This is a genomic window from Rheinheimera sp. MM224 (assembly GCF_947090785.1).
Lineage (GTDB): Bacteria > Pseudomonadota > Gammaproteobacteria > Enterobacterales > Alteromonadaceae > Pararheinheimera.
The window spans coordinates 626,725-646,907 of sequence record NZ_OX352320.1; the positions used below are offsets into that span (position 1 = coordinate 626,725).

General features: G+C 47.1%; 18 protein-coding genes. 9 read left to right on the plus strand and 9 right to left on the minus strand.

Annotated features, from left to right (window positions below):
- Position 1: 1 nt before the first annotated feature.
- Together OM978_RS03040 and gpmM are read right to left on the minus strand one after the other, a co-directional pair.
- Positions 2-1,132, minus strand: coding sequence for a murein hydrolase activator EnvC family protein (locus tag OM978_RS03040; RefSeq protein ID WP_264345466.1), 1,131 nt, complete (start codon positions 1,130-1,132; stop codon positions 2-4).
- 32 nt (positions 1,133-1,164) lie between these two features.
- Positions 1,165-2,706 carry a 2,3-bisphosphoglycerate-independent phosphoglycerate mutase gene (gene gpmM / locus OM978_RS03045; protein WP_264345467.1) on the minus strand — a complete coding sequence of 514 codons (1,542 nt, stop codon included), beginning with the start codon at positions 2,704-2,706 and terminating at the stop codon, positions 1,165-1,167.
- A 177-nt stretch (positions 2,707-2,883) separates the two neighbouring features.
- Between gpmM and OM978_RS03050 the strand changes: the two genes are divergently transcribed.
- From OM978_RS03050 to gpsA, 4 genes are read left to right on the plus strand one after another with little or no spacing between them, the layout of a single operon-like run.
- A complete protein-coding gene (locus OM978_RS03050; RefSeq protein ID WP_264345468.1) occupies positions 2,884-3,312 on the plus strand; it encodes a rhodanese-like domain-containing protein in 429 nt (142 codons plus the stop codon).
- Positions 3,313-3,331: 19 nt separating this feature from the next.
- Positions 3,332-3,589 (plus strand): glutaredoxin 3, encoded by a 258-nt coding sequence (gene grxC, locus OM978_RS03055; RefSeq protein ID WP_233007625.1) that lies wholly within the window; start codon positions 3,332-3,334, stop codon positions 3,587-3,589.
- A 52-nt stretch (positions 3,590-3,641) separates the two neighbouring features.
- A complete protein-coding gene (gene secB / locus OM978_RS03060) occupies positions 3,642-4,115 on the plus strand; it encodes a protein-export chaperone SecB (RefSeq protein ID WP_264345469.1) in 474 nt (157 codons plus the stop codon).
- Between the two features lies 1 nt (position 4,116).
- Positions 4,117-5,115 carry an NAD(P)H-dependent glycerol-3-phosphate dehydrogenase gene (gene gpsA, locus OM978_RS03065; protein WP_264345470.1) on the plus strand — a complete coding sequence of 333 codons (999 nt, stop codon included), beginning with the start codon at positions 4,117-4,119 and terminating at the stop codon, positions 5,113-5,115.
- Positions 5,116-5,475: 360 nt separating this feature from the next.
- Here the strand turns inward: gpsA and OM978_RS03070 are convergent, their stop codons facing one another.
- On the minus strand, positions 5,476-9,366 hold the full coding sequence (locus OM978_RS03070; protein ID WP_264345471.1) for an EAL domain-containing protein: 3,891 nt from the start codon (positions 9,364-9,366) through the stop codon (positions 5,476-5,478).
- 94 nt (positions 9,367-9,460) lie between these two features.
- The gene (trmL, locus tag OM978_RS03075; protein ID WP_264345472.1) at positions 9,461-9,928 is read right to left on the minus strand and encodes a tRNA (uridine(34)/cytosine(34)/5-carboxymethylaminomethyluridine(34)-2'-O)-methyltransferase TrmL; all 468 of its coding nucleotides are present in this window, start codon (positions 9,926-9,928) and stop codon (positions 9,461-9,463) included.
- A gap of 93 nt (positions 9,929-10,021) precedes the next feature.
- Between trmL and OM978_RS03080 the strand changes: the two genes are divergently transcribed.
- Positions 10,022-10,924, plus strand: a complete 903-nt coding sequence (locus tag OM978_RS03080) for a cation diffusion facilitator family transporter (protein ID WP_264345473.1) — start codon at positions 10,022-10,024, stop codon at positions 10,922-10,924.
- A gap of 22 nt (positions 10,925-10,946) precedes the next feature.
- Here the strand turns inward: OM978_RS03080 and OM978_RS03085 are convergent, their stop codons facing one another.
- From OM978_RS03085 to OM978_RS03095, 3 genes are all read right to left on the minus strand, one after another.
- Positions 10,947-11,774: an alpha/beta fold hydrolase gene (locus OM978_RS03085; RefSeq protein ID WP_413691215.1), complete on the minus strand. Its 828-nt coding sequence runs from the start codon at positions 11,772-11,774 to the stop codon at positions 10,947-10,949.
- Between the two features lie 187 nt (positions 11,775-11,961).
- The gene (locus OM978_RS03090) at positions 11,962-13,323 is read right to left on the minus strand and encodes an ATP-binding protein (RefSeq protein ID WP_264345475.1); all 1,362 of its coding nucleotides are present in this window, start codon (positions 13,321-13,323) and stop codon (positions 11,962-11,964) included.
- Positions 13,323-14,018: a response regulator transcription factor gene (locus tag OM978_RS03095; RefSeq protein WP_264345476.1), complete on the minus strand. Its 696-nt coding sequence runs from the start codon at positions 14,016-14,018 to the stop codon at positions 13,323-13,325. Before OM978_RS03095 ends, OM978_RS03090 begins: the two co-directional genes overlap by 1 nt.
- Before the next feature lie 158 nt (positions 14,019-14,176).
- On the opposite strand from OM978_RS03095, the gene OM978_RS03100 reads away from it, so the two are divergent.
- Entirely contained in the window at positions 14,177-14,632 is a 456-nt protein-coding gene (locus OM978_RS03100) for a Spy/CpxP family protein refolding chaperone (RefSeq protein WP_264345477.1), read from the plus strand.
- 72 nt (positions 14,633-14,704) lie between these two features.
- Here OM978_RS03100 and OM978_RS03105 read toward each other — a convergent pair whose 3' ends face one another.
- Positions 14,705-16,333, minus strand: coding sequence for a methyl-accepting chemotaxis protein (locus OM978_RS03105; RefSeq protein ID WP_264345478.1), 1,629 nt, complete (start codon positions 16,331-16,333; stop codon positions 14,705-14,707).
- Between the two features lie 251 nt (positions 16,334-16,584).
- Between OM978_RS03105 and OM978_RS03110 the strand changes: the two genes are divergently transcribed.
- Complete coding sequence (locus OM978_RS03110; RefSeq protein WP_264345479.1) at positions 16,585-17,100, plus strand: hypothetical protein; 516 nt, start codon at positions 16,585-16,587, stop codon at positions 17,098-17,100.
- Here the strand turns inward: OM978_RS03110 and OM978_RS03115 are convergent.
- Positions 17,097-17,975, minus strand: coding sequence for a LysR family transcriptional regulator (locus tag OM978_RS03115; RefSeq protein WP_264345480.1), 879 nt, complete (start codon positions 17,973-17,975; stop codon positions 17,097-17,099). The two genes, OM978_RS03110 and OM978_RS03115, sit on opposite strands and share 4 nt — an antisense overlap.
- Before the next feature lie 99 nt (positions 17,976-18,074).
- Here OM978_RS03115 and OM978_RS03120 point away from each other — a divergent pair, with 99 nt between their 5' ends.
- Together OM978_RS03120 and OM978_RS03125 are read left to right on the plus strand one after the other, a co-directional pair.
- Entirely contained in the window at positions 18,075-19,283 is a 1,209-nt protein-coding gene (locus OM978_RS03120; RefSeq protein WP_264345481.1) for a M24 family metallopeptidase, read from the plus strand.
- Between the two features lie 163 nt (positions 19,284-19,446).
- A complete protein-coding gene (locus OM978_RS03125) occupies positions 19,447-20,136 on the plus strand; it encodes a hypothetical protein (protein ID WP_264345482.1) in 690 nt (229 codons plus the stop codon).
- Positions 20,137-20,183 lie beyond the last annotated feature (47 nt).

Genomic DNA, 20,183 nt, shown 5'->3' on the forward strand with positions numbered 1-20,183 from the left:
ACTAAGATCCTGCGCGTTTCTGTAACCAGGTAATAGGGTTAATTGCTGTGCCTTTTTGCCGGATCTCAAAATACAATCCGGCCTGAGCCTGACCACCACTGGCTCCGACTAAAGCCACTGCTTCACTGGCATTAACTGCTTCACCTGGTTTTTTTAATAAGGTTTGGTTGTGGCCGTAGAGGCTCATCACACCATTGCCATGGTCCAATACGATCACCCAGCCATAACCTTTTAACCAGTCGGCATAAATAACCTGACCATCAGCCACTGCTTTTACTTTTGAGCCTTCAGCTGCAGCTATTAATATGCCACGAGAGCTGACACCGGCCAGACGTTTTTCACCATAGCCCTGTAAAATATCGCCTTGCACAGGCCAGGGTAATTTGCCTTTGGTTTTCGGCAGATTGATACGTTTTTTTGCAGCAATAGCTGCAGCTTTTAATTTACCTAAGGTGTTCTGCAGGCTTTGTTCGTTTTGTTTCAGGTAGTCCAGTTGCTGTTCCTGATCCGTCAAAAAGCTCTTCATTTTTTTCACTGAAGCCAACTGACTGGTTTTTGCTTCTGTCAGCTCCTGCTGTTGTTCTTTCAGCTGTGCCTGTAATTCTTGCTGTTGTTGTGCTTTATCCTGCAACTCCTGCTCAACTTGTTTTAATGCTTCGGCAGTCTGTTCAATTTTTTTGATCTGCTGCATACGGGCTTGATTCAAATACTGATAATAAGTCAGTACCCGCTCCAGCTTATTGCTGTCTTGCTGGTTCAGCAGCATCTTGGTGTAATCATGCTCGCCAGTAATAAAAGCGCCTTTGAGCTGCTGCGCCAGCAAGGACTTTTGCAGCTCAAAACTTTGCTGTAGTTGCTGCTGCTCTAATTCCAACTGCTGTTGTTGTTGCTGTACTTTGGCAAGTTCTTCATTACTTTGTCGAATTTGCCGTGCCAGCTTGGCCAGGGATTGATCAGCTGATTTCAATAAATCCTGAGCTTTGGTAAAAGCTTTTTGTTGTTGCTTCAGTTCTTTTTCGGTTTTCTGAATTTGACCTTTGAGTTGCGACAGCTCCTGCTGCACCTCTTTTTGATCCTGAGCTGCGACTGTTGTCGTGCCTAAACAGAGCAGCAGAGCTAAGCTCTGCTGCATCCTTACTCTATAGTTGACGAATCGTACTGGCATTAATTTGTCTTCATCAGAATTTTACCTGTCATTTCAGCAGGGATAGGCATATCCATTAAGTGCAGCATAGTTGGAGCTATATCACTTAAAATACCACCTGGCGTCACTGCGGCATTTCGGCCAACATAAATCAGTGGCACAGGATCGCTGGTGTGGGCGGTGTGAGCCTGACCAGATTCCGGATCCATCATTTGCTCAGCGTTACCATGGTCGGCGGTAATTAAACATTCACCACCCACTTGCTGTAATGCTTCTACCACACGGCCAATACAGTGATCGACTGCTTCAACTGCCTTAATAGCCGCAGATAAAATACCTGTATGACCGACCATATCACCATTTGGATAATTGCAGATGATTACATCAAACTCGCCGCTATGAATGGCGCCCACCAGTTTGTTGGTCAGTTCGGTGGAATTCATTTCAGGCTGCAAATCGTAAGTGGCTACATTAGGGGATGGCACCAGAATACGTTGTTCACCATCAAATACGTCTTCACGGCCACCACTGAAAAAGAAGGTGACGTGGGCATATTTTTCAGTTTCTGAAATACGTAACTGAGTTTTCTGATGTTTGGCCAGCCATTCACCCAAAACGTTGTTCAGGCTTTCTGGTGGGTAAGCACAAGGTGCTTTAATATCAGCAGCGTATTCCGTCAACATCACAAAGCTTGCCAGTTGCGGCTGATACTCACGGGCAAAACCTGTGAAATCGGCATCAATAAAAGCACGACTGAACTGGCGGGCACGGTCGGCACGGAAGTTCATAAAAATCAGACTGTCGCCTTGCTGCATTTTGATCACATCACCAGCAGCATTTTTAATGGCCGTGGCTTTGACAAATTCATCATTTTCATCACGACTGTAGGCAGCTTTTAGTGCATCCACTGCAGTAGTGGCTGTAAATAAAGCCTTGCCCTGAGTTAACAAGTCATAAGCCGCCTGCACACGATCCCAGCGTTTATCACGGTCCATCGCAAAATAACGGCCAATCACAGAAGCAACCTGACCCACACCTATAGCTTTAAAGTGATCTTCTACTCGTTGCAATGAGGCTTCAGCACTGCGTGGTGGGGTATCGCGGCCGTCTAAAAAGGCATGCAGATAAATTTCAGTGGCGCCTTGTTGTTTAGCTAAATCAATCATCGCAATAATATGATCTTCGTGACTATGCACACCACCTGGCGATAACAAGCCCATCAGATGCACAGCTTTGCCATGGCGCACAGCAGCCTGTGTCGCTTCAACCAGCACTGGGTTGGTAAAGAAATCACCATCCTTAATTGCTTTGGTAATGCGGGTAAAATCCTGATACACCACACGGCCTGAGCCTAAATTGACATGACCTACTTCAGAATTACCCATCTGACCATCTGGCAAGCCGACATCCAGACCAGAGCCTGAGATCAGCGTATGAGGATACTCTGCCCATAACTTGTCCATTACTGGCGTATTGGCTTGTAAAATGGCGTTGGACTCACGTTCTTCTCTGTATCCCCATCCATCCAATATCAGTAAGACTAACGGCTTTTTCGGCTGCATGTATTTAGCTCCGTATCTTGTTGCTTGATCATCGTTTTGATGGCCTATCTTACCTTGTTTTTCCTATGAAAACAGTGACGAAATAGTACGGATAGGGCTTCAATGCTGCATTCTTTTATCAAACTAGGTATACTCGGCCGCAAAGTTTTGCTCCTGAAATGAAACAGAATGGTGTTTATGCAGCAATATATTGATTTTTTAAGTAATCATCCGTACCTGACCGCCGCTTGGGTGGCTTTATTTTTAGCCTTAATCGTCAGTTGGATTAAATCCTTAACCTCTTCGGTAAAACAAATTACCCCAACTCAATTGACACTGATGGTGAACAGAGAAGATGCGACTGTCATCGATATCCGTGCTGACGCAGACTTTAAAAAGGGTCATATCACTGGTGCCCGTCAACTGACAACGGAACAAATCAACACTCAAGCTGTTGCAGGACTTGAAAACAAAAAAGACGCACCCATCATAGTAGTCTGTCAGGCAGGTATGTCTGCACAAGGCGCAGCCGCAACATTGACCAAACAAGGCTTCACAAAAGTCTTTGTTTTACAGGGCGGCATGAATACCTGGACTGGTGCAAACCTGCCTGTGGTTAAAAAGTAAAACGTAAGTCGGAGCCCAGATGGCACAAGTCACTATTTACACTAAGGCCTATTGTCCTTATTGTGTTCGCGCTAAGGCATTATTAGGCCAAAAAGGCGTGCAGTTTGACGAGATTAAAATCGATGAACAGCCAGAGTTGCGCCCAGCCATGATTGAACGTGCCAATGGCCGTACCACAGTGCCGCAAATTTTTATTGGCGATACTCATGTAGGCGGTTGTGACGATCTTTTTGCACTGGAAAATGCCGGAACTTTGAATGCGATGCTCTCTGCCTGATTGCAGTGAGCTTTCCAGCTATCACTAAATATTATTAAAACTAGGATTTATCATGGCCGAACAACAAGCCGCTGAACAATTTGCCATCCAGCGTATTTATGTTAAAGACATTTCTTATGAGTCACCTAACGCGCCGGCAATTTTCCGTAAAGAGTGGCAGCCAGCTATTCAGTTAGACTTAGATACCCGCAGCGAAAAGTTAGACGACAATACTTTTGAAGTAGTGTTATCTCTGACTGTGACTGCTCGTCTTGAAGAAGAAGTGGCGTTTTTATGTGAAGTGCAACAGGCTGGTATTTTCAGTGTGCCAGTGCTGGAAGATGCACAAATGGCGCATATGTTAGCCTCGTTCTGCCCAAACATTCTGTTCCCTTATGCCCGCGAAGCTGTGTCTAACCTGGTGAACCGCGGTACTTTCCCACAACTGAATCTGGCACCTGTAAATTTTGATGCCTTATTTGCTCAATATGTGCAAAAACGTCAGGCTGAAGCTCAGGCCCAGCAAGGCGTGACACAACATTCTTAAGATGAACGCTGCAATTGCTGTGTTAGGGGCGGGCTCGTACGGGACCGCCCTTGCCATTTCACTGGCGCGGAATGGTAATCCAACCCTGTTGTGGGGCCGGAACGCGGACGATATTCGCGTGATGACCGAACAACGGATGAATCAGCGGTATTTGCCGGACATCCGCTTGCCTGATTCTTTGGCTGTGACTGATGATCTGGCGTATGCGGTAGGTTCATGCCGGGATCTTTTATTGTCTGTGCCCAGTCATGCGTTTGCCGACACGCTAAGACAAATTAAACCTTATTTACAGCCTCATGCTCGTGTAGCCTGGGCTACCAAAGGTCTGGAGCCGGAAACTGGTCGTTTGCTGCAGGATGTGGCCAAAGAGATCCTCGGCGAAGAAGTCTCCTTAGCTGTATTGTCAGGACCAACTTTTGCCAAAGAACTGGCCAAAGGTTTGCCAACAGCTATTTCGTTGTCTTCTACAGATCCTGAATTTATTACTACCTTATCCGATTTGTTGCATTGCACTAAAACATTCAGGGTCTATACCAATCCTGATTTTATTGGCGTGCAACTCGGTGGTGCTGTGAAAAACGTCATCGCCATAGGTGCCGGTATGGCTGATGGGATTGGCTTTGGTGCTAATGCCCGTACCGCTTTGATTACCCGTGGTTTAACGGAAATGTGCCGTTTAGGTTGCGCCTTAGGTGCGAAAAAAGAAACCTTTATGGGCATGGCGGGTTTAGGTGATTTAGTTTTAACCTGCACCGACAACCAATCCCGTAACAGACGTTTTGGTTTGTTATTAGGTGAAGGTAAGGGTGTTGAAGAAGCCATGACGACCATAGGTCAGGTGGTGGAAGGTTATCGTAATGCCAAGGAAGTCTTTAATCTGGCGCAACGTGTTGGTGTGGAAATGCCTATAACAGAGCAAATTTACCAGGTGTTGTATCAGGGCAAAGATGCCCGTTTAGCAGCGATGGATCTACTAGGCCGCGAAAAACGCGACGAATAATTTCCCCGTCGTATTTGGCGCCGCAGCGTTGTTGACCGCACTCTCTCGCCCCAGTCGCATAGGACAACTATGCTCCTGGGGTCTCGTTCCTTTGTCGCCTAGCTGCAACACCAACTACTTAGGGTAAACGGCCGTCGTCCTTGAAGCTGCAGCTTTGTTGCCTGCACCTGCTTTTAAGGTAAGAGTATCGCCCCAGTCGCATAGATTGCTATGCTCCTGGGGTCTCGTTCCTTTGTCGCCTAGCAGCAACACCAACTACTTAGGGTAAACGGCCGTCGTATTTGACGCCGCAGCTTTGTTGGCTGCGTGCTTTCGCCCGAATTGAATTGGAATTTGAGACGTGCGGGGCAAGCCCGGCCCCTACCTCTGGTTTTCGCTTTTCGGTTCTTTATCCAGCAGCAAAGCGATTTGCTCAGCTTGCACTGGCGGACTGAATAAGTAACCCTGAACAACTTCGCAACCCATCACATGCAGCAAATAGGCCTGCATTTCAGTTTCGACACCTTCTGCAACTACCGCAATTTTCAGATAGCCTGCCAACCGGATAATGGTGGAGGTGATATTACGGTCTTGCTCGGATGTATCCATATCCTTGATAAAAGCCCGATCAATTTTTAAGGTGTCGATAGGGAAACGTTTCAGGTAACCCAACGACGAATAACCTGTACCAAAATCATCCAGCGCCAGCGTAAAGCCCATGGCTTTCAATTGATGCATCATTTCAAGGCAATGATCTGCATCACGCATCATGGCTGTTTCGGTGATTTCCAGCTCAAGCAAACTGGCATCCAGTTGATAGTGCTGCAGTTCTTGTTGTAAGAAATCCAGTAAATCAGGTTGCTGTAGTTGCTGTACGGACAGATTCACCGCAACCCGACCCCGCATCCGGCCTTGTTGTTGCCACTGCTGAATTTGGGCGCAGACCTGACTGAATACCAGACGGTCCAACTGAATAATCACGCCATTTTCTTCGGCAATAGGGATAAACATCACAGGGGAAACCAGACCCCTGGCTGGGTTATGCCAGCGGCATAAGGCTTCATAACCCACTATGGTATTGCTGCCAACATTGTATTTAGGTTGATACACCACTTTAAATTCGCCCTGACTGATACCACGCCATAAATCACTTTCCAAAGCCAGGTATTCAGGAGTGCGTTGCAGCATCTTGTCATTAAAGAACTGGGCGTTGTTGCGCCCCATTTGTTTGGCATGATGCAGGGCCGTATCAGCGCTTCGCAGCAATATATCTGAAGATCGACCATCGTCGGGGTAAACAGCTATACCAATACTGGCGGTCAGAGTGATCTCCAGATCGCCAAGCGACAGCGGCTGACGGATGTGTAACAGCAATTGGAGGCTCAGGCGGTTTAACAACAGATCAAATTGTTCAACACTAAAATGGGATGGCACCAGAATGGCAAACTCATCCACGCCTAATTTCGCCAGAATATAGCCAGACGGCAGTTGTTTTTGCAGGCGTTCAGCCACCATTTTCAGCAACTGATTGCCGCTATCATGACCTAATGAATCGTTAATTTTGGCGAAGCGATCTAAATCGACCAGTAACACGGCAAAGTGTGGAAAACGGCTGCTGCAGCTGTAAAAGGCTCTGTCCAGATGCTCCAAAAATAAAGCACGATTGGGCAACTGGGTCAGTGGATCTCTGGTACTGAGTTTACGCAACTCACGTTCATTCAGTTTACGATTAGTCACATCGGAGAAGATCGCAAGATAAAGTTTCGGTTCCTGCGCGCCTTTACCTGACAATAAAGTGATAGCTAATGACAAAGCAAAACTATCACCATTGGCTTTTTTACTCCAGACTTCACCACGCCAGAAGCTGAATTGTTGCAGCTGTTGCACTATGGTTTTTAGCAGCTCCGTCTGATGTCCTTGAGCTGTGTACAGCTGTAAGGTTTGACCTTCCATCTGTTTGGCATCAAAGCCCGTGATCTGGCAAAAGGCCTGATTTACTTTTTCGATACGCAGTTGCTCGTCACCTAACCAGACAGCATCCTGAGTATTGTCGAACAGGGAGCTGATCATTAACTGCTGCTCAAGCCTCTGATGCAAGCGGTTTTGATGCACACGGTAGCGCCATAACAACAAAGCAAGCATGACCACGGATAAAAATAACATCAGCCATAACCAGCTTTGTTGGATCCACCAGTAGCGATTAAACTGCAGCTGATATTCTCCGGCCTGTTGCCAGTTCATACCATCCTGACTGGCTTCGACAGACAACTGATACAGGCCACTATTGTCCAGTTGCAATTTAAAATGGCGCTGAGGATAGGTCAGCATCAGAGCAGGCGCCTTGTCCAGACTATAACGGAAGTAATTCCATTGTTTGCCTGCGGTAGGATAATGGCTGACACGAAACTCCAGTTCAGGACCCCAGCTGTCGACTTGCAGCAGATGTTCCTGTTGTTTCAGATGTTGGCCATTTTCGGCAATAAGCTCAAGGCGCAACGGGTTAGCTACGGTTGAGGTTTTGTATTGCGCCTGTGGCAATTGATAGCGGCTGATGGAGCTATTGATCAGCAGTTGGTTACTGGTTTGCCAGGCTTGAAATGGCAGCAATAACTCACCCTGATTCAGTTGCCACTGCAACAGAGAGTTGTCTTTCAGATCCAGCAAACTTAACTGCTGTCTGGACCAAAGCCAGAGCTGTTGATCCTGCTTTAGCATATGTTGTTGTTGCCAGGGCACCTGCCACTTGTTTTGGAGTGACAAGGTTAACTTCGTATTATTTTGCATTGTCTTATAGTGATACAGCTGATCCGGTGTCAGCAGCCATAAGTCGTCTTGCTCCGGCACTAGATCCAGAATTTGACGCACATCCAGGCAAGGTGGCTGGTCACAAGAGCTGATATCGTAGGTGCGCAGCTGTTGCTCAGCCAACTGATAAGAGTAAAGTCTGTTACTGCCTGCGAGCCATAATTGCCCTGGTTGATAACGTACTAAAAACCAACCGGCCTGATCGCTAAGTAAAGCTGCTTTGTCAGACCCGAGCTCCCATTGCCATAACCCCTGATGCGTCAGATACCAGAATTTATCATCAGCTACTGCCAGGTCCACTACAGGTTCTTGTACCACGGATAGCCACTGTTTCGTTTGGTCGTTATAACGCCATACTTGCTGGCCTACCCACACGAAATACTGTTGGTGTTGCCAGAGTTTCTTCACTTGATCCAGAGCAAAAGGAAAAGCTAAAGAGAGTTGCTGATCCGGTTTGGGGTTAACCGCCATCAGTTGTTGTTGCTCCACCTGCCAGCTTTGATTTTTATTGTCCTGTAGCAGGGGATGTCCGCTTGCCTGCACTGCCAAAGCAGATGACTGAGCTAACGCCAGAGCTCCACCTGAGTCTGCCAGCCAGACGTTCTGGTGACGATCCGCAAATAACTGTACCCAGGGTTGTGCTAATGGCTGGGTTTGCCAGAGCCCGGTTTCGGGTTGATATAAGTACAATTTTTGTGCTGACAATAACCAAACCTGGCCCAGCGGATCGACCTCCAGGGCTGTAGCATAAAAACTCTCTGGTGTGGCAACCAGTTGAAGCTGTTGTTCTTTTAACTGATAAAGCTTTTGATTTTGCGCAAGTAACCACAGCTGTTGGTCTGGTCCCAAAGCTAAATCGGTTTGCTGTGGCAAATTCACCGGATAATGTTGCCAGGTTTGGCTGACTAAATCGTAACGGGCTAACTTGGCATCTTCAGACCATAACCATAACGACACGCCATCACTAATGCCCTGAGTCCAACCTGCCGCTGTATTACTGCTACGCCATAATAATCTGGCATCGGTTGATTCCGCAGACCATTGCCAGATTTCCTGCTCAGTTAAAATAAGCGGAACTGCGCCAGCTGTTAAAAATAGCGCTTTGATAGGCTCTTTGCTTTGCCAAATCTGGCGGAACACAGCGCTTTTTTGATCAAATAACCAAAGTTGATCAACGCTGGCCAGCCACAATTGATGTTGATCCAGAGTCAATAGCTGGACTAACGCCTGTGTTTGTAATTCGTCGGGTAAAGTGTAGGACTGATGTTCATGACCATCAAAACGGTGCAGCTGGGTGCTGGTGCTCCACCACAATAAACCTGATTTATCCTGAGTAAAGAGCTCAATGGCTAAATGCTGCGACTGACGTGAGTGCACCATAGGTTGCACTTGCAAATAGGCGTGAAGACCACTGCTGCAGCAGACAAGCCAAAGCGCCAGACAAAGTTTAAGGCAACGCAGCAGCATCTGAATTCATTCCCCAGGCAATCTTTTATTAAAAATACTGATAAATCAGCAAGCTGAGTAACACTATAGCTCTATGCTTTAAAGCTTGGCAAACTCAGGCTCTGGCACCTGCATAACCCAGCTGGCGCCATGATTCATAAACAAATACCGACACTGCGTTGGATAAGTTCATTGAACGGCTGTCTGGTGTCATCGGAATTCGTAGCCACTGATCTTTTGGCAAGGTTGCCAGCAGATCTGCAGGCAAACCACGGCTTTCAGGGCCAAATACCAAGGCATCACCTAATTGGTATGCTGCATCACTGTGGTGATTGCTGCCTTTGGTGGTGCAGGCGAAAACCCGCGTTGGCTTGATGTCGGCTAAAAAGGCGTCGAAATTGGCATGGCGTTTCACATCGGCAAATTCGTGATAGTCCAGGCCTGCTCTTTTAATGCGTTTGTCATCCCAGGCAAAACCCAATGGCTCAATTAAATGCAGGCGAAAGCCTGTATTGGCACAAAGGCGGATAATATTGCCGGTATTAGGCGGGATTTCAGGTTCATATAACACTATGTCTAACATGATGATTTCCAGTATCTGAAGCACTGTGAGTGTATCAAAATTGGCGTACAATGCCTATGGATGCTGATAACTAAACAGGCTGGAGTGAGCACTTTGAGCAAGCAAACTACACAGAACGATTATCAACTTTGGGTCAAACGCTCAGGTTATCTGACGCTGAGTATTGCCTTAACCATCTTGCTGCTGAAATTCAGCGCAGTGCTGGCGACCAATTCCAGTTCTGTGCTGGCTTCTTTTACTGACGCATCCATGGATTTACTGGTCTCGGTATTGAATTTCGCTGTGCTGCGTTATGCCTTGCGTCCTGCTGATGACAATCATGGTTTTGGTCATGGTAAAGCTGAAGCTGTGATGGCCTTGTTACAAGCCGCCTTTTTAACTGGTGCTGCTGTGTTATTGCTGACACAAACCTTCAGTCGTTTTAATCAGACTGAAGTGGTGCAGCAACTGGAATTTGGTATGTGGATCACTGTGCTTTGTGCGCTACTAACCCTGACTCTGGTAATGGCACAGCGCTGGATTATTCAGCGCACCGGCTCTTTAGCTGTCAAGGCCGATTTACTGCACTACCGCAGTGATTTGTTGATGAACCTGCTGGTACTGGTCGCGTTGTTTCTGGCAAGTCAAAACTTCCTCTGGGTGGATAATCTGGTGGCGGTGCTGATTTGTGGGTATTTACTTTACAGTGCTTTTGAGCTTGCCAAAGAAGCATTGCAGCATTTACTGGACGAGCAATTACCTGCTGAACAGCTGACACGTATAGAGCGGACCTTACTGACTCAAGCTGAAATTTTGGCGGTAGAGCAGTTAAAAACCCGTCAGGCAGGGCCTTATGTATTTATTCAGCTGCGGCTGGTATTGCAGGATGATTTATCTTTGCTGGCAGCTCATGCCATTGTGGATCAGGCCGAGCAGCAACTGATGGCTCTCTATAAACAAGCCGAAGTTATTATTCATGCCGAACCTTATTCAGAATCCGAACTGAAGCGGAAGTGATTATTCACGCTGATCCTCGTATTCAGAATCCGAGCTGAAGAACAAAACGGTTGAGCGCGGTGAATAACTGATTACGTAGCGGGTCGCTTTCAAAAATAATCTCATGCAAAGCACCCTGAATGTTTACCAGTTCACAAGGTTGCCCTTGTTGTAAGTGTTTCTGCTGATAAAGTTGCTGCATTTGGTTATCCACCACAGGGTCTTCTGTTGCCTGAACAATCAACTGGGGCAAGGCCAGAACCGGGGCCTTTTGCAATGCCTTGATGGCCAGCAGGGATTGTTGTAACCAACGGCTGGAAACCCCACCCAACTGCAGTTCAGCGTGAGTTTGATAGATCTGACGAAATTGCTGATAACGTACTGCGCTGTGAGTCAGATGATTGCCGGTAAAGGGCTTATCCAGATAAGGTTTTTGCCCCGGAAAATAGCGGCTTTGTCTGCCGCATAAATTATTCAGTGTCGTAATCAGGCTCACCAGGGTTGTCGCTACTATTTTTGGCAAAGGTTTACTTTGAATGCCAAACATAGGCGAGCAATAAACAGCACCGCTAAAACCATGTTTACTATGCTGCTGTAGGTAGCGGCATAAAATAGCACTGCCCATGGAGTGCGCTAACCCCAAAAGCGGAGCTTGTTGCTTTGGCACTATATGCTGTTCTAGCCAGAGCGCGAAGTCCTGCACATAATGCTGAAAATCAGCCACATCACCTAAATGCCGATCCGCATTGATCCTGTCTGACGCTCCTTGACCTCTGTGATCAATCAGATGCACAGTAAAACCTGCCTGATACAAATCAAAGCAGAATTCCTGATACTTCTGACCTGCTTCAATACGTCCCGGAGACAGCACTATTTCAGCTCGTGGCGCTGAATGGCGGAAGCTGCTGTAACAAATCCGGGTTTGATCAAAACTGAAAAAAGACTGATGTTGACCTTGTTGCCAGAACTGCTGCAGAACTGGTAATGCCAATACAAGTTGATCTTCAGTAAAACTGGCCGACAAAGGTTTATGTGATAGTGCAGACAATCAAAGATCCTTAATGGGTCAGAGGTAATAAAATACGGATTAATAAGCCACCTGTCGCAGGCACAGAGGCACTGATACTGCCCTTATGTTGCCGTATTGCCGAGGCCGCAATAGCCAACCCAAGACCTGTGCCGTTCTGGTGTTCACGCACTGCAGATACCCGGTAAAAAGGCGCAAAAATTTGCGATAAACTCTCCTCTGGCACACCAGGCCCTTGATCCTGTATCAGTAACTCAAGCTGTTGTTCGTGCTGCTTCAGAGTACATAGAATCAAGCTTTCTACCGGACTGTATTTAATGGCGTTTCGCAGCACATTTTCAATAGCGCGACCCAATAAACGTTGGTCCGCATCCAGCCAGCATTGGTCAGGTGCATTCAGGTGCACTTGCTGCTGTTTGGTATCGGCCTCCAACTGATTCAATTCAATAATAGCGCTGAGTAATTCAGTTAAATCCAGCTGCTGTTTTTCCAGCGGATATTGGCCTGCGTCGAGACGGCTAAAGGTTAACAATTCATCCAGCAACTGATCCAGTAATTTGAGCTCCATTTCAATGCGTTGCAGTTGCGGATGGTCACCCTGGCGCTGCTGCAATGCCAGGGCTAATTGCGATCGGGTTAGCGGAGAGCGTAATTCATGCGACACATCCCTCAGTAATCGCTGCTGGTTATGGATTAGGTTTTCTATCTGAGTGGCCATGGTATTAAAACCACGACCTAAATCACCGAGTTCATCTTTGCGGGCAGCCAGTGCTGTCACCCTGTTATCCAGCTCCCCTTGAGCAAATTTTAAATGGCTGCTACTGAGTTCCCGTAAAGGGCGGGTGATAGACAGCGCCAGAATGAGACTGGCTACGGCTGATACGGCCAGCAGTAAGGTCAGTAATGAGCCTTCCGGCAGCGCATGGAATTGCCACCAGGCTTGTTCAGGTCGTTGTTTTAACTGAAATAAGGCGATGTTTTTGCCCGAGATCAGCGTGAGCAAAGGACCTGCAACAAAAGTGTTTTTATGTACCAATAAACGTGGCCTGTTTAGCTGCGACAGTTCGGTCAGCCAGTTTGGATCAAAATTAGAGGGCAAGGCATCCGGATTTAACAGCTGATTATTATCCACGTCGACCATCAGCCAGCGGCCTTTGTATTTACGCTCCAAATCTTTCTGTAAGGTAGAGAGGTTGGCAAAAGGCTGAAAATGCTCTTTCAGGTGCCGGAATTGCTCAGCGACAGGGTGAGGTAAACGTCGTATTTCAGTTTGTTCAGGCCAACCTCTGGCCAGCAAAATAGCGCCGGCCACAGCGACAGATAACACCAACCAAAACCACAAAAAGATGCGGCCAGCCAGATAGTTCACCGGATTACAGCGGGACCAGTTCATCAATGTTCGCCTTGTAATAACAAATAACCCAAGCCTCTTAAAGTTTGAATTTTTTCTACATCATCATACTGAGCAATTTTTTTGCGGATATTGCTGATATGCATATCCAGACTGCGATCATAAAGCTGCAGTCTTTTACCTAACGCCAGCTGACTTAGATCTTCTTTACTGACCACATCACCGGCATGACGCATTAAAAGTTCAAGGATCTGATATTCAGTCGCCGTCAGTACCAGTGGGTTGTCCTGTACATAAATCTGCCGTTTGGCGCTGTCCAGCCGCAGGCTATTCACCTGCAATACACTTAATTGGGGTTGCTGCTGTTGTTGGATCAGCTCCACCCTTCGCAAAATAGCTTTAATGCGCGCGACCAGTTCCCTTGGGCTAAAAGGTTTCGCCAGATAGTCATCAGCCCCAAGCTCCAATCCAACGACACGGTCAATTTCATCACCGCGTGCTGTCAGCATTAACACCGGACAATAACTGTGTTGGCGCAATTGTTTTAATAAGGTCAGGCCGTCCATACCTGGCAACATAATATCCAGCAGAACCAGCTGAAACGCATTAGATTTCGCCATTTCCAGGCCTTCAGGCCCCTGATGCACAGCGGTAAACTGATAACCGTCTAGTTGCAGGTATTCTGCTACCAGCTGGGTCAGTGCTACATCGTCATCAATCATTAATATAGAAGTCATTCTGGCTCCAGAGCGTTTTTTGCCAGTGTAAAAGACAGCGCAAACTTGTTGCAGTCCTTTACACAACCTTTACGTTGGCTTTGCGCTGCTTTGCATTCAGTGTCGTAAGCTATCACTGTCGCAATTAAAGCCAAACAAGGCAAATGAGGAAAGACACTATGAAACATTCTACAGTGATTGCATTATTATTCAGTGGTTTATTAGCTACAACCAGCATCAGCAGCTTTGCAGGTCCAGAGCGTGGTCATGAAGGCCACGGCCCGGCAGCAGGCTTGCATATGAAGGCCTTAAAAGGGTTAGATTTAACCGATGCACAAAAAGAGCAGATCAAAACTCTGATGGAGCAACATCGCGCCACTATGCCAAAACGTGATGAAGTGAAACCAGAAATGGATCAGTTAAAGGCTCTGGTGCAAGCTGATACTTTTGATGAAGCCGCAGTACGTGCTTTGTTAGAAGCCAAGCAGAAAGACAGGCTGGATCATGAAGTAGCCCGCGCTAAATTACAGTTTGAGATCAATAAAGTGCTGACGGTTGAACAAAAAGCCAAATTGGCAGAACGTCAGCAAAAATGGCAGGAAAAAGCCAAGGCAAGAGCCGAAGCTAAGTCTTAATTTGAACTGATAAAAAACGGCGGTCTGTTTCGCAGGTCGCCGTTTTTTTATGAACAACTGATCAGGCGGTCATTAAATTCTGAATTTCTGCACCATGCTAATGAGCTGAGCTGCCATGGTGGATAATTCCCGGCTCGCCATATTGGTTTGATCGGCGCCCGCTGCAGTTTGTAAGGACAAATCGCGGATAGTGACCAGACTACGATCGACCTCACGTGCCACATGAGCTTGTTGCTCTGATGCTGTGGCAATCAACAAATTCCGATCATTGATATGACTAATCGAGTTAAATATCTGCTCCAGCGCTTCACCGGCTTTACTGGTTAATTCCAGAGTGACATCGGCTCTTTGGCTGCTGTTATGCATAGCTTGCACAGCCTGCACTGTGCCTTGTTGAATTTGCATCACCATTTGCTCAATTTCGCGGGTAGAGTTTTGAGTTCGGTAAGCCAAAGCTCTGACTTCATCTGCGACTACAGCAAAACCTCGTCCTGCATCACCAGCCCGCGCTGCTTCAATGGCTGCATTTAACGCCAGTAAGTTGGTTTGTTCCGCCACAGCCCGTATTACGTCCAGAACCTGGCCTATATCTTTGGCCTGGGTCGACAGTTGCTGCACCAGATGAGTGGATTGTTGCATTTCCTCTGTCATCAGACGGGTTTCGTCTATAGTGCGCTGCATTTCAGCACGACTTTGGATCGCCAGTTTGTTCGATGCCATTGAAGCATCTGAAGTGGAGACTGCGTTTTGTGCTACATCTTCAACAGCTACAGTCATTTCATTAACCGCTGTAGCTGCTTGTTGCAATTCAGCATTTTGTAAGGCCAGACCGGAAGAGCTTTGTGCAGTGACTACGTTTAACTCTTCTGCCGCAGAAGCCAATTGAGCGGCTGTGCCACTGATTTGACTGATGGTTTGTTTTTGGCTTTGTTGCAAATGCTCTAGGCCTGCAAACAGGCGTCCCAGCTCATTCGTAGTATCGACCAAAATACGACGGGTTAAATCACCTGCGGCCATCCACTCAAAATGTTGCCCTGCTAATTGCAAAGGTTGCAGTAGAACTTTTTGTATAAACCACCAACTGCCCAGACACAAAGTCAGAGTGAGCAAGACAAAAAATACAGTCAGGGCTGTAGCCGTTTGATATCTGGAACCTGCCAGCGCCATATAACTGCTGTTTGCTTGTTCGGCCTGTTGCATAAAGCCCTGAATTTTTTCCTGAAATACTGCGTTGGCGTCACGGGCTTTTAAATTCGCTGCAATATAGTTTTCTGTTGAGCCATCAGCCAGTGCCTGAATTGACTCATTGACTGCGGCATCATAAGAGACAAAAAGCTGCTGAAGTTCCTGCACCTGTGCTTTTTGTTTGCCTTCTGTTCCTGCATCAACAAATTGCTGAAAACGCGGATGTGCTTCCGCCAGGAATTTTTTTGACCGGGTGGCGCTAACTTCTGCTTTGTCTTTCTCTCCAGCTTGCAACTCAACAAAACCCGCCGCCAGAGCGATACGGCTGCGCATCATCATACCGTAGGTATCGCTTAACGGATTCACTTGTAACACGGCCATGTTGTACAGGTCTTGCATCCCCTGGTCACTGCTGCGTGCGCTGGACCATGCGTATAAACTCAGACTGGATAATGCAAAACTAAAGATGGCAAGTACCAGTAAAATGCCTGTTTTGACCGACATATTTTTAAACATTATTTATCCTTGTGAGCACTTTGCGTTATTGGAATTGTATGGTTGGAGGCTATAAGCGACCGGACAGGCCTGCTTCTTAAGTGTGTTACAGATTTAAGTCAGTGGGCTGCGGCTGGCGAGCATACAGTCTTGTGGTGTCTTGCGAGGTAGAACCAGCCAAATACGGGACAGCAGACCACGCTGAAAGGTTTTAACTTTCCTAAAATCAATGACACTGGTACCTTAGCCGTCTTTGCACTTTGGGGTGATCTATGAAAAAAAGCCTGTCTTATCTGAACTGGAGTCCGCGGCGATTAAAGTGGAGCAGCCTGTTCAGCTTTTTACTGACAGCCGTTGCTGTGGCTGTATTTGTGTTTTTTCCAAAATACAAAGTACAAAGTGATGGCTCAGATTTATTGCAGGTACCGGCTGTATTAACCGGGATACACTGTGATGCCGGTGCTGATCGTAAAGGCATTATTTATTTAAAAAGCAGCCTGTCGACCGAATTATTGCCACTGCAGGGCCGTCAGGATTGCGACAATACTCATCTGTTATACGGTTTTTTAAACACAGAAAATCAGCTGATATTTTTTATTGAAAATAAAGTCGGAGATTTTTTAGTCCATGGTGTAAGGACCTCAGCAACAAATAAAAAGCTGTTGTGGCCAGAAGACAACATCATAGTGATGAACAAGTGGAACAGCTTGCCACTAGTGCTGGCTTTCGTATTCTTCATCTGCGGCGTGATGTTTTGGCGCGCTTATGCTCAGCGCACTGAATTCTAAGCAGAAGGTGGCTGCAATTGGGTTGTCAGCCACTGAATAAACTGATCCACAGCCGTACTTTGCATACTGTCGGTTTTGTAATGCACTTGATATTGCCCCCAGGGGAGTTGATAGCTGAACTGGCGCAAAGCAATCAGTTGACCGCTGGCTAAGGCCTGTCCCGCAATAAAATCATTCGATAACGCAAAGCCGCTGCCCCCACTGACGGCTTTTGTCGCCAGTAAGGCCAGATTAACATAACGCAGCTGCATAGCCGCCGGGCTACGCAGCTGTTGATGTTGGCACCACAATTGCCAGTCTTCACCTGTTTCCGAGCTATACAGCGGGTATTGCAACAATTCTGCAGCATCAGAGCTGGTTAATAACTGAAACTGCGCCGGAGCACAAACTGGATACCAAAACTCAGTGCGCAGTTGCCGGCTGACAAAACCAGCAGGGGCTGGCCAGGTCCCCAGAATAATATCGTACTGCTCCGGGTCGGCATTGTTTGCCATAGACGCCATATCCAGCAAGGTATCCAGCTCCGGCTGTTGTTGTTTAAACAGCTCCAGTCGTGGGGCTAGCCATTCCACCGCAATAGAGGTTTGTGCCAGAATTTTTAACTGTACAGGGGGTTGGTTTAATAAATGCTGAGTGACTGAATTCAACCGGACAAAACAGTCCCGCACCACCGAATACAACATATCGCCTGATTGTGTCAGCTCCACACTTTTGTTTTGCCTCAGTAGCAAAGGCTGGCCAATAAAGTCTTCCAGCAGCTTCACCTGATGACTGACCGCACTTTGGGTGACAAATAATTGCTCTGCCGCTTTGCTAAAGCTTTTTAGTCGTGCTGTGGCTTCAAAGGCTTGTAATGCTTTCAGTGGTGGTAGCATGGATGAATCCAATTCATGATGTGTTGAATTTATATCATTTTAATTCATGTGGTCGCAGCTGCATACTCTGAACTATCAACTGAATTGCTGGAGCACCTAATGAGTCAGATAGGCGGTAAAACCAAACAACAAGCGCTGGATTGCTTAAAACCCATGGTCGCTGGCGTCGACGCTATCAGCGCTACTGAGTATCAGGCCCGTATTCACAAAGCACAGCAGCTGATGCAACAGCAGGGCATAGATGCCTTGTATCTGAATGCCGGTACTAATTTAAGTTATTTCACTGGCACAGTCTGGTACGCCAGTGAGCGTTTGGTTGGAGCTTTGCTGCCAGCGACAGGCGAGTTGGTCTACATCAGTCCTGTCTTTGAAATCCCGACTCTGGCAGGTTTTCAGGTGATTCAGGGCGAAGTGCTGGGCTGGCACGAGCACGAAAACCCTTACGAGCTAATGCTGAGCGCGTTAAAACAAAGCTGCTCTAAAACCGATCCAGTGCTGGCGCTGGATGACAGCAGTGCATTTTTTATCTTCGAAGGTTTACGTCAGGCTAATCCACAGCAGCAGATCGTCAGCGGCAAAGTCATTACTCAAAGCTGCAGGGCACAAAAATCAGCGGCTGAGATTGCCATTATGCAGCGTGCTATGGATATGACATTAGAAGTGCATAAAGCCGTAGCCAGCATCTTGTATGAAGGCATCAGTACCACTGAAGTTGAAGCTTTTATCGATGAAGCCCACCGCAAAGTTGGCGCCAGCGGTTCCTACTTTTGTATCGTATTATTTGGTCCGGACTCTGCGTACCCGCATGGAGTAAAAACGCCAAAAAACCTTGAAAAGGGCGATATGGTACTGATTGATACAGGCTGTCGTTTATTGGGGTATGTCTCTGACATTACCCGCAGTTATGTGTTTGGCGAGCCAACAGCTCGTCAGCGTGAAATCTGGTCTGTCGAAAAAGCGGCTCAGGCTGCAGCTTTTGCTGCAGCAAAACCTGGAATGGCTTGTGGTCTGGTGGATGCTGCGGCTCGTGAAGTGCTGGAATCTTATGGTTTAGGGCCGGATTATGCCTTGCCTGGTTTGCCGCACAGAACAGGTCATGGCATAGGGATGGATATTCACGAAGGCCCTTATCTGGTGCGCAATGAGCATACACCGTTGGCACAAGGGATGTGTTTTAGTAACGAGCCGATGATCTGTGTACCTGGGGAATTTGGTGTGCGGCTTGAAGATCATTTTTATATGACGGCCTCTGGCCCCCGTTGGTTTACTGAACCTGCGATCAGCATAGAACAACCTTTCCCACTTTAGGTTTTAGCGTAAGACAAACCAGCCGTTTTCGAACCAGCCGATCCTTGCGGCTGGTTTTACCTTTCTTTGTATCCGGTAACTTTTGCCAACTGATCCATTACAAATGGTCACAGGGTTTTTTCCAGTTGTTCTTAGACTAAGCACAACTTAAGGGAGAACTGTGATGCAGCGTTTAGCTTTTCTGGTGGGTTTAAGCCTGTTGTCTTTGTCTGGCTGCGATATGGAGTTATTAGGGCAGGACAAAGCCTATAATTTTGATTTCAACTCAGGTGCTCACGGCTGGGTTGCCGGTTTCTCGGACTATCCTTCCGATAATGCTGCTAGTTACCAGTTAGAGTCGGGCATTCGTGCTTTACCTGGCGACTCAGCTAAAAAGGGTTTTTACATTTCAGGCATGAATCGCAGCGACGATCTGTTTATGTATCTGAAGAATCACTTTTCCGGGCTTGAACCTTCAACTAAATATTACGCCAGAGTGCGGCTGACGTTTTTATCCAATGCAGGCACCGACTGTGCCGGAGTGGGAGGCGCGCCGGGGGAGAGTGTTTATCTGAAGTTTGGTTATGCTGACAAAGAGCCAAAACAGGAAGGTTACTACTTAAATCTGGACAAGGGACAGCAGTCACAGTCCGGCACTCAAGCCAAAGTGATAGGCGATATTGCAGCCAAAGATGCGGCTTGCGATGGTTCGAAATTTGCTGAAAAGACGGTACAAACCACCACCAGTGAACGTATTCCTTTGTACAGCGATGGACAGGGGCGGGTTTGGCTTTTTGTTGGCACAGATTCTGGGTATGAAGGCTTAACTTCTTTGTACTACAAAAGCGTAGAAATTGCGCTTGAGCCTTTTTAACGCTAAGGACTGATTTCCTGCTGGCCAGATGTATCGATGTGGCATCT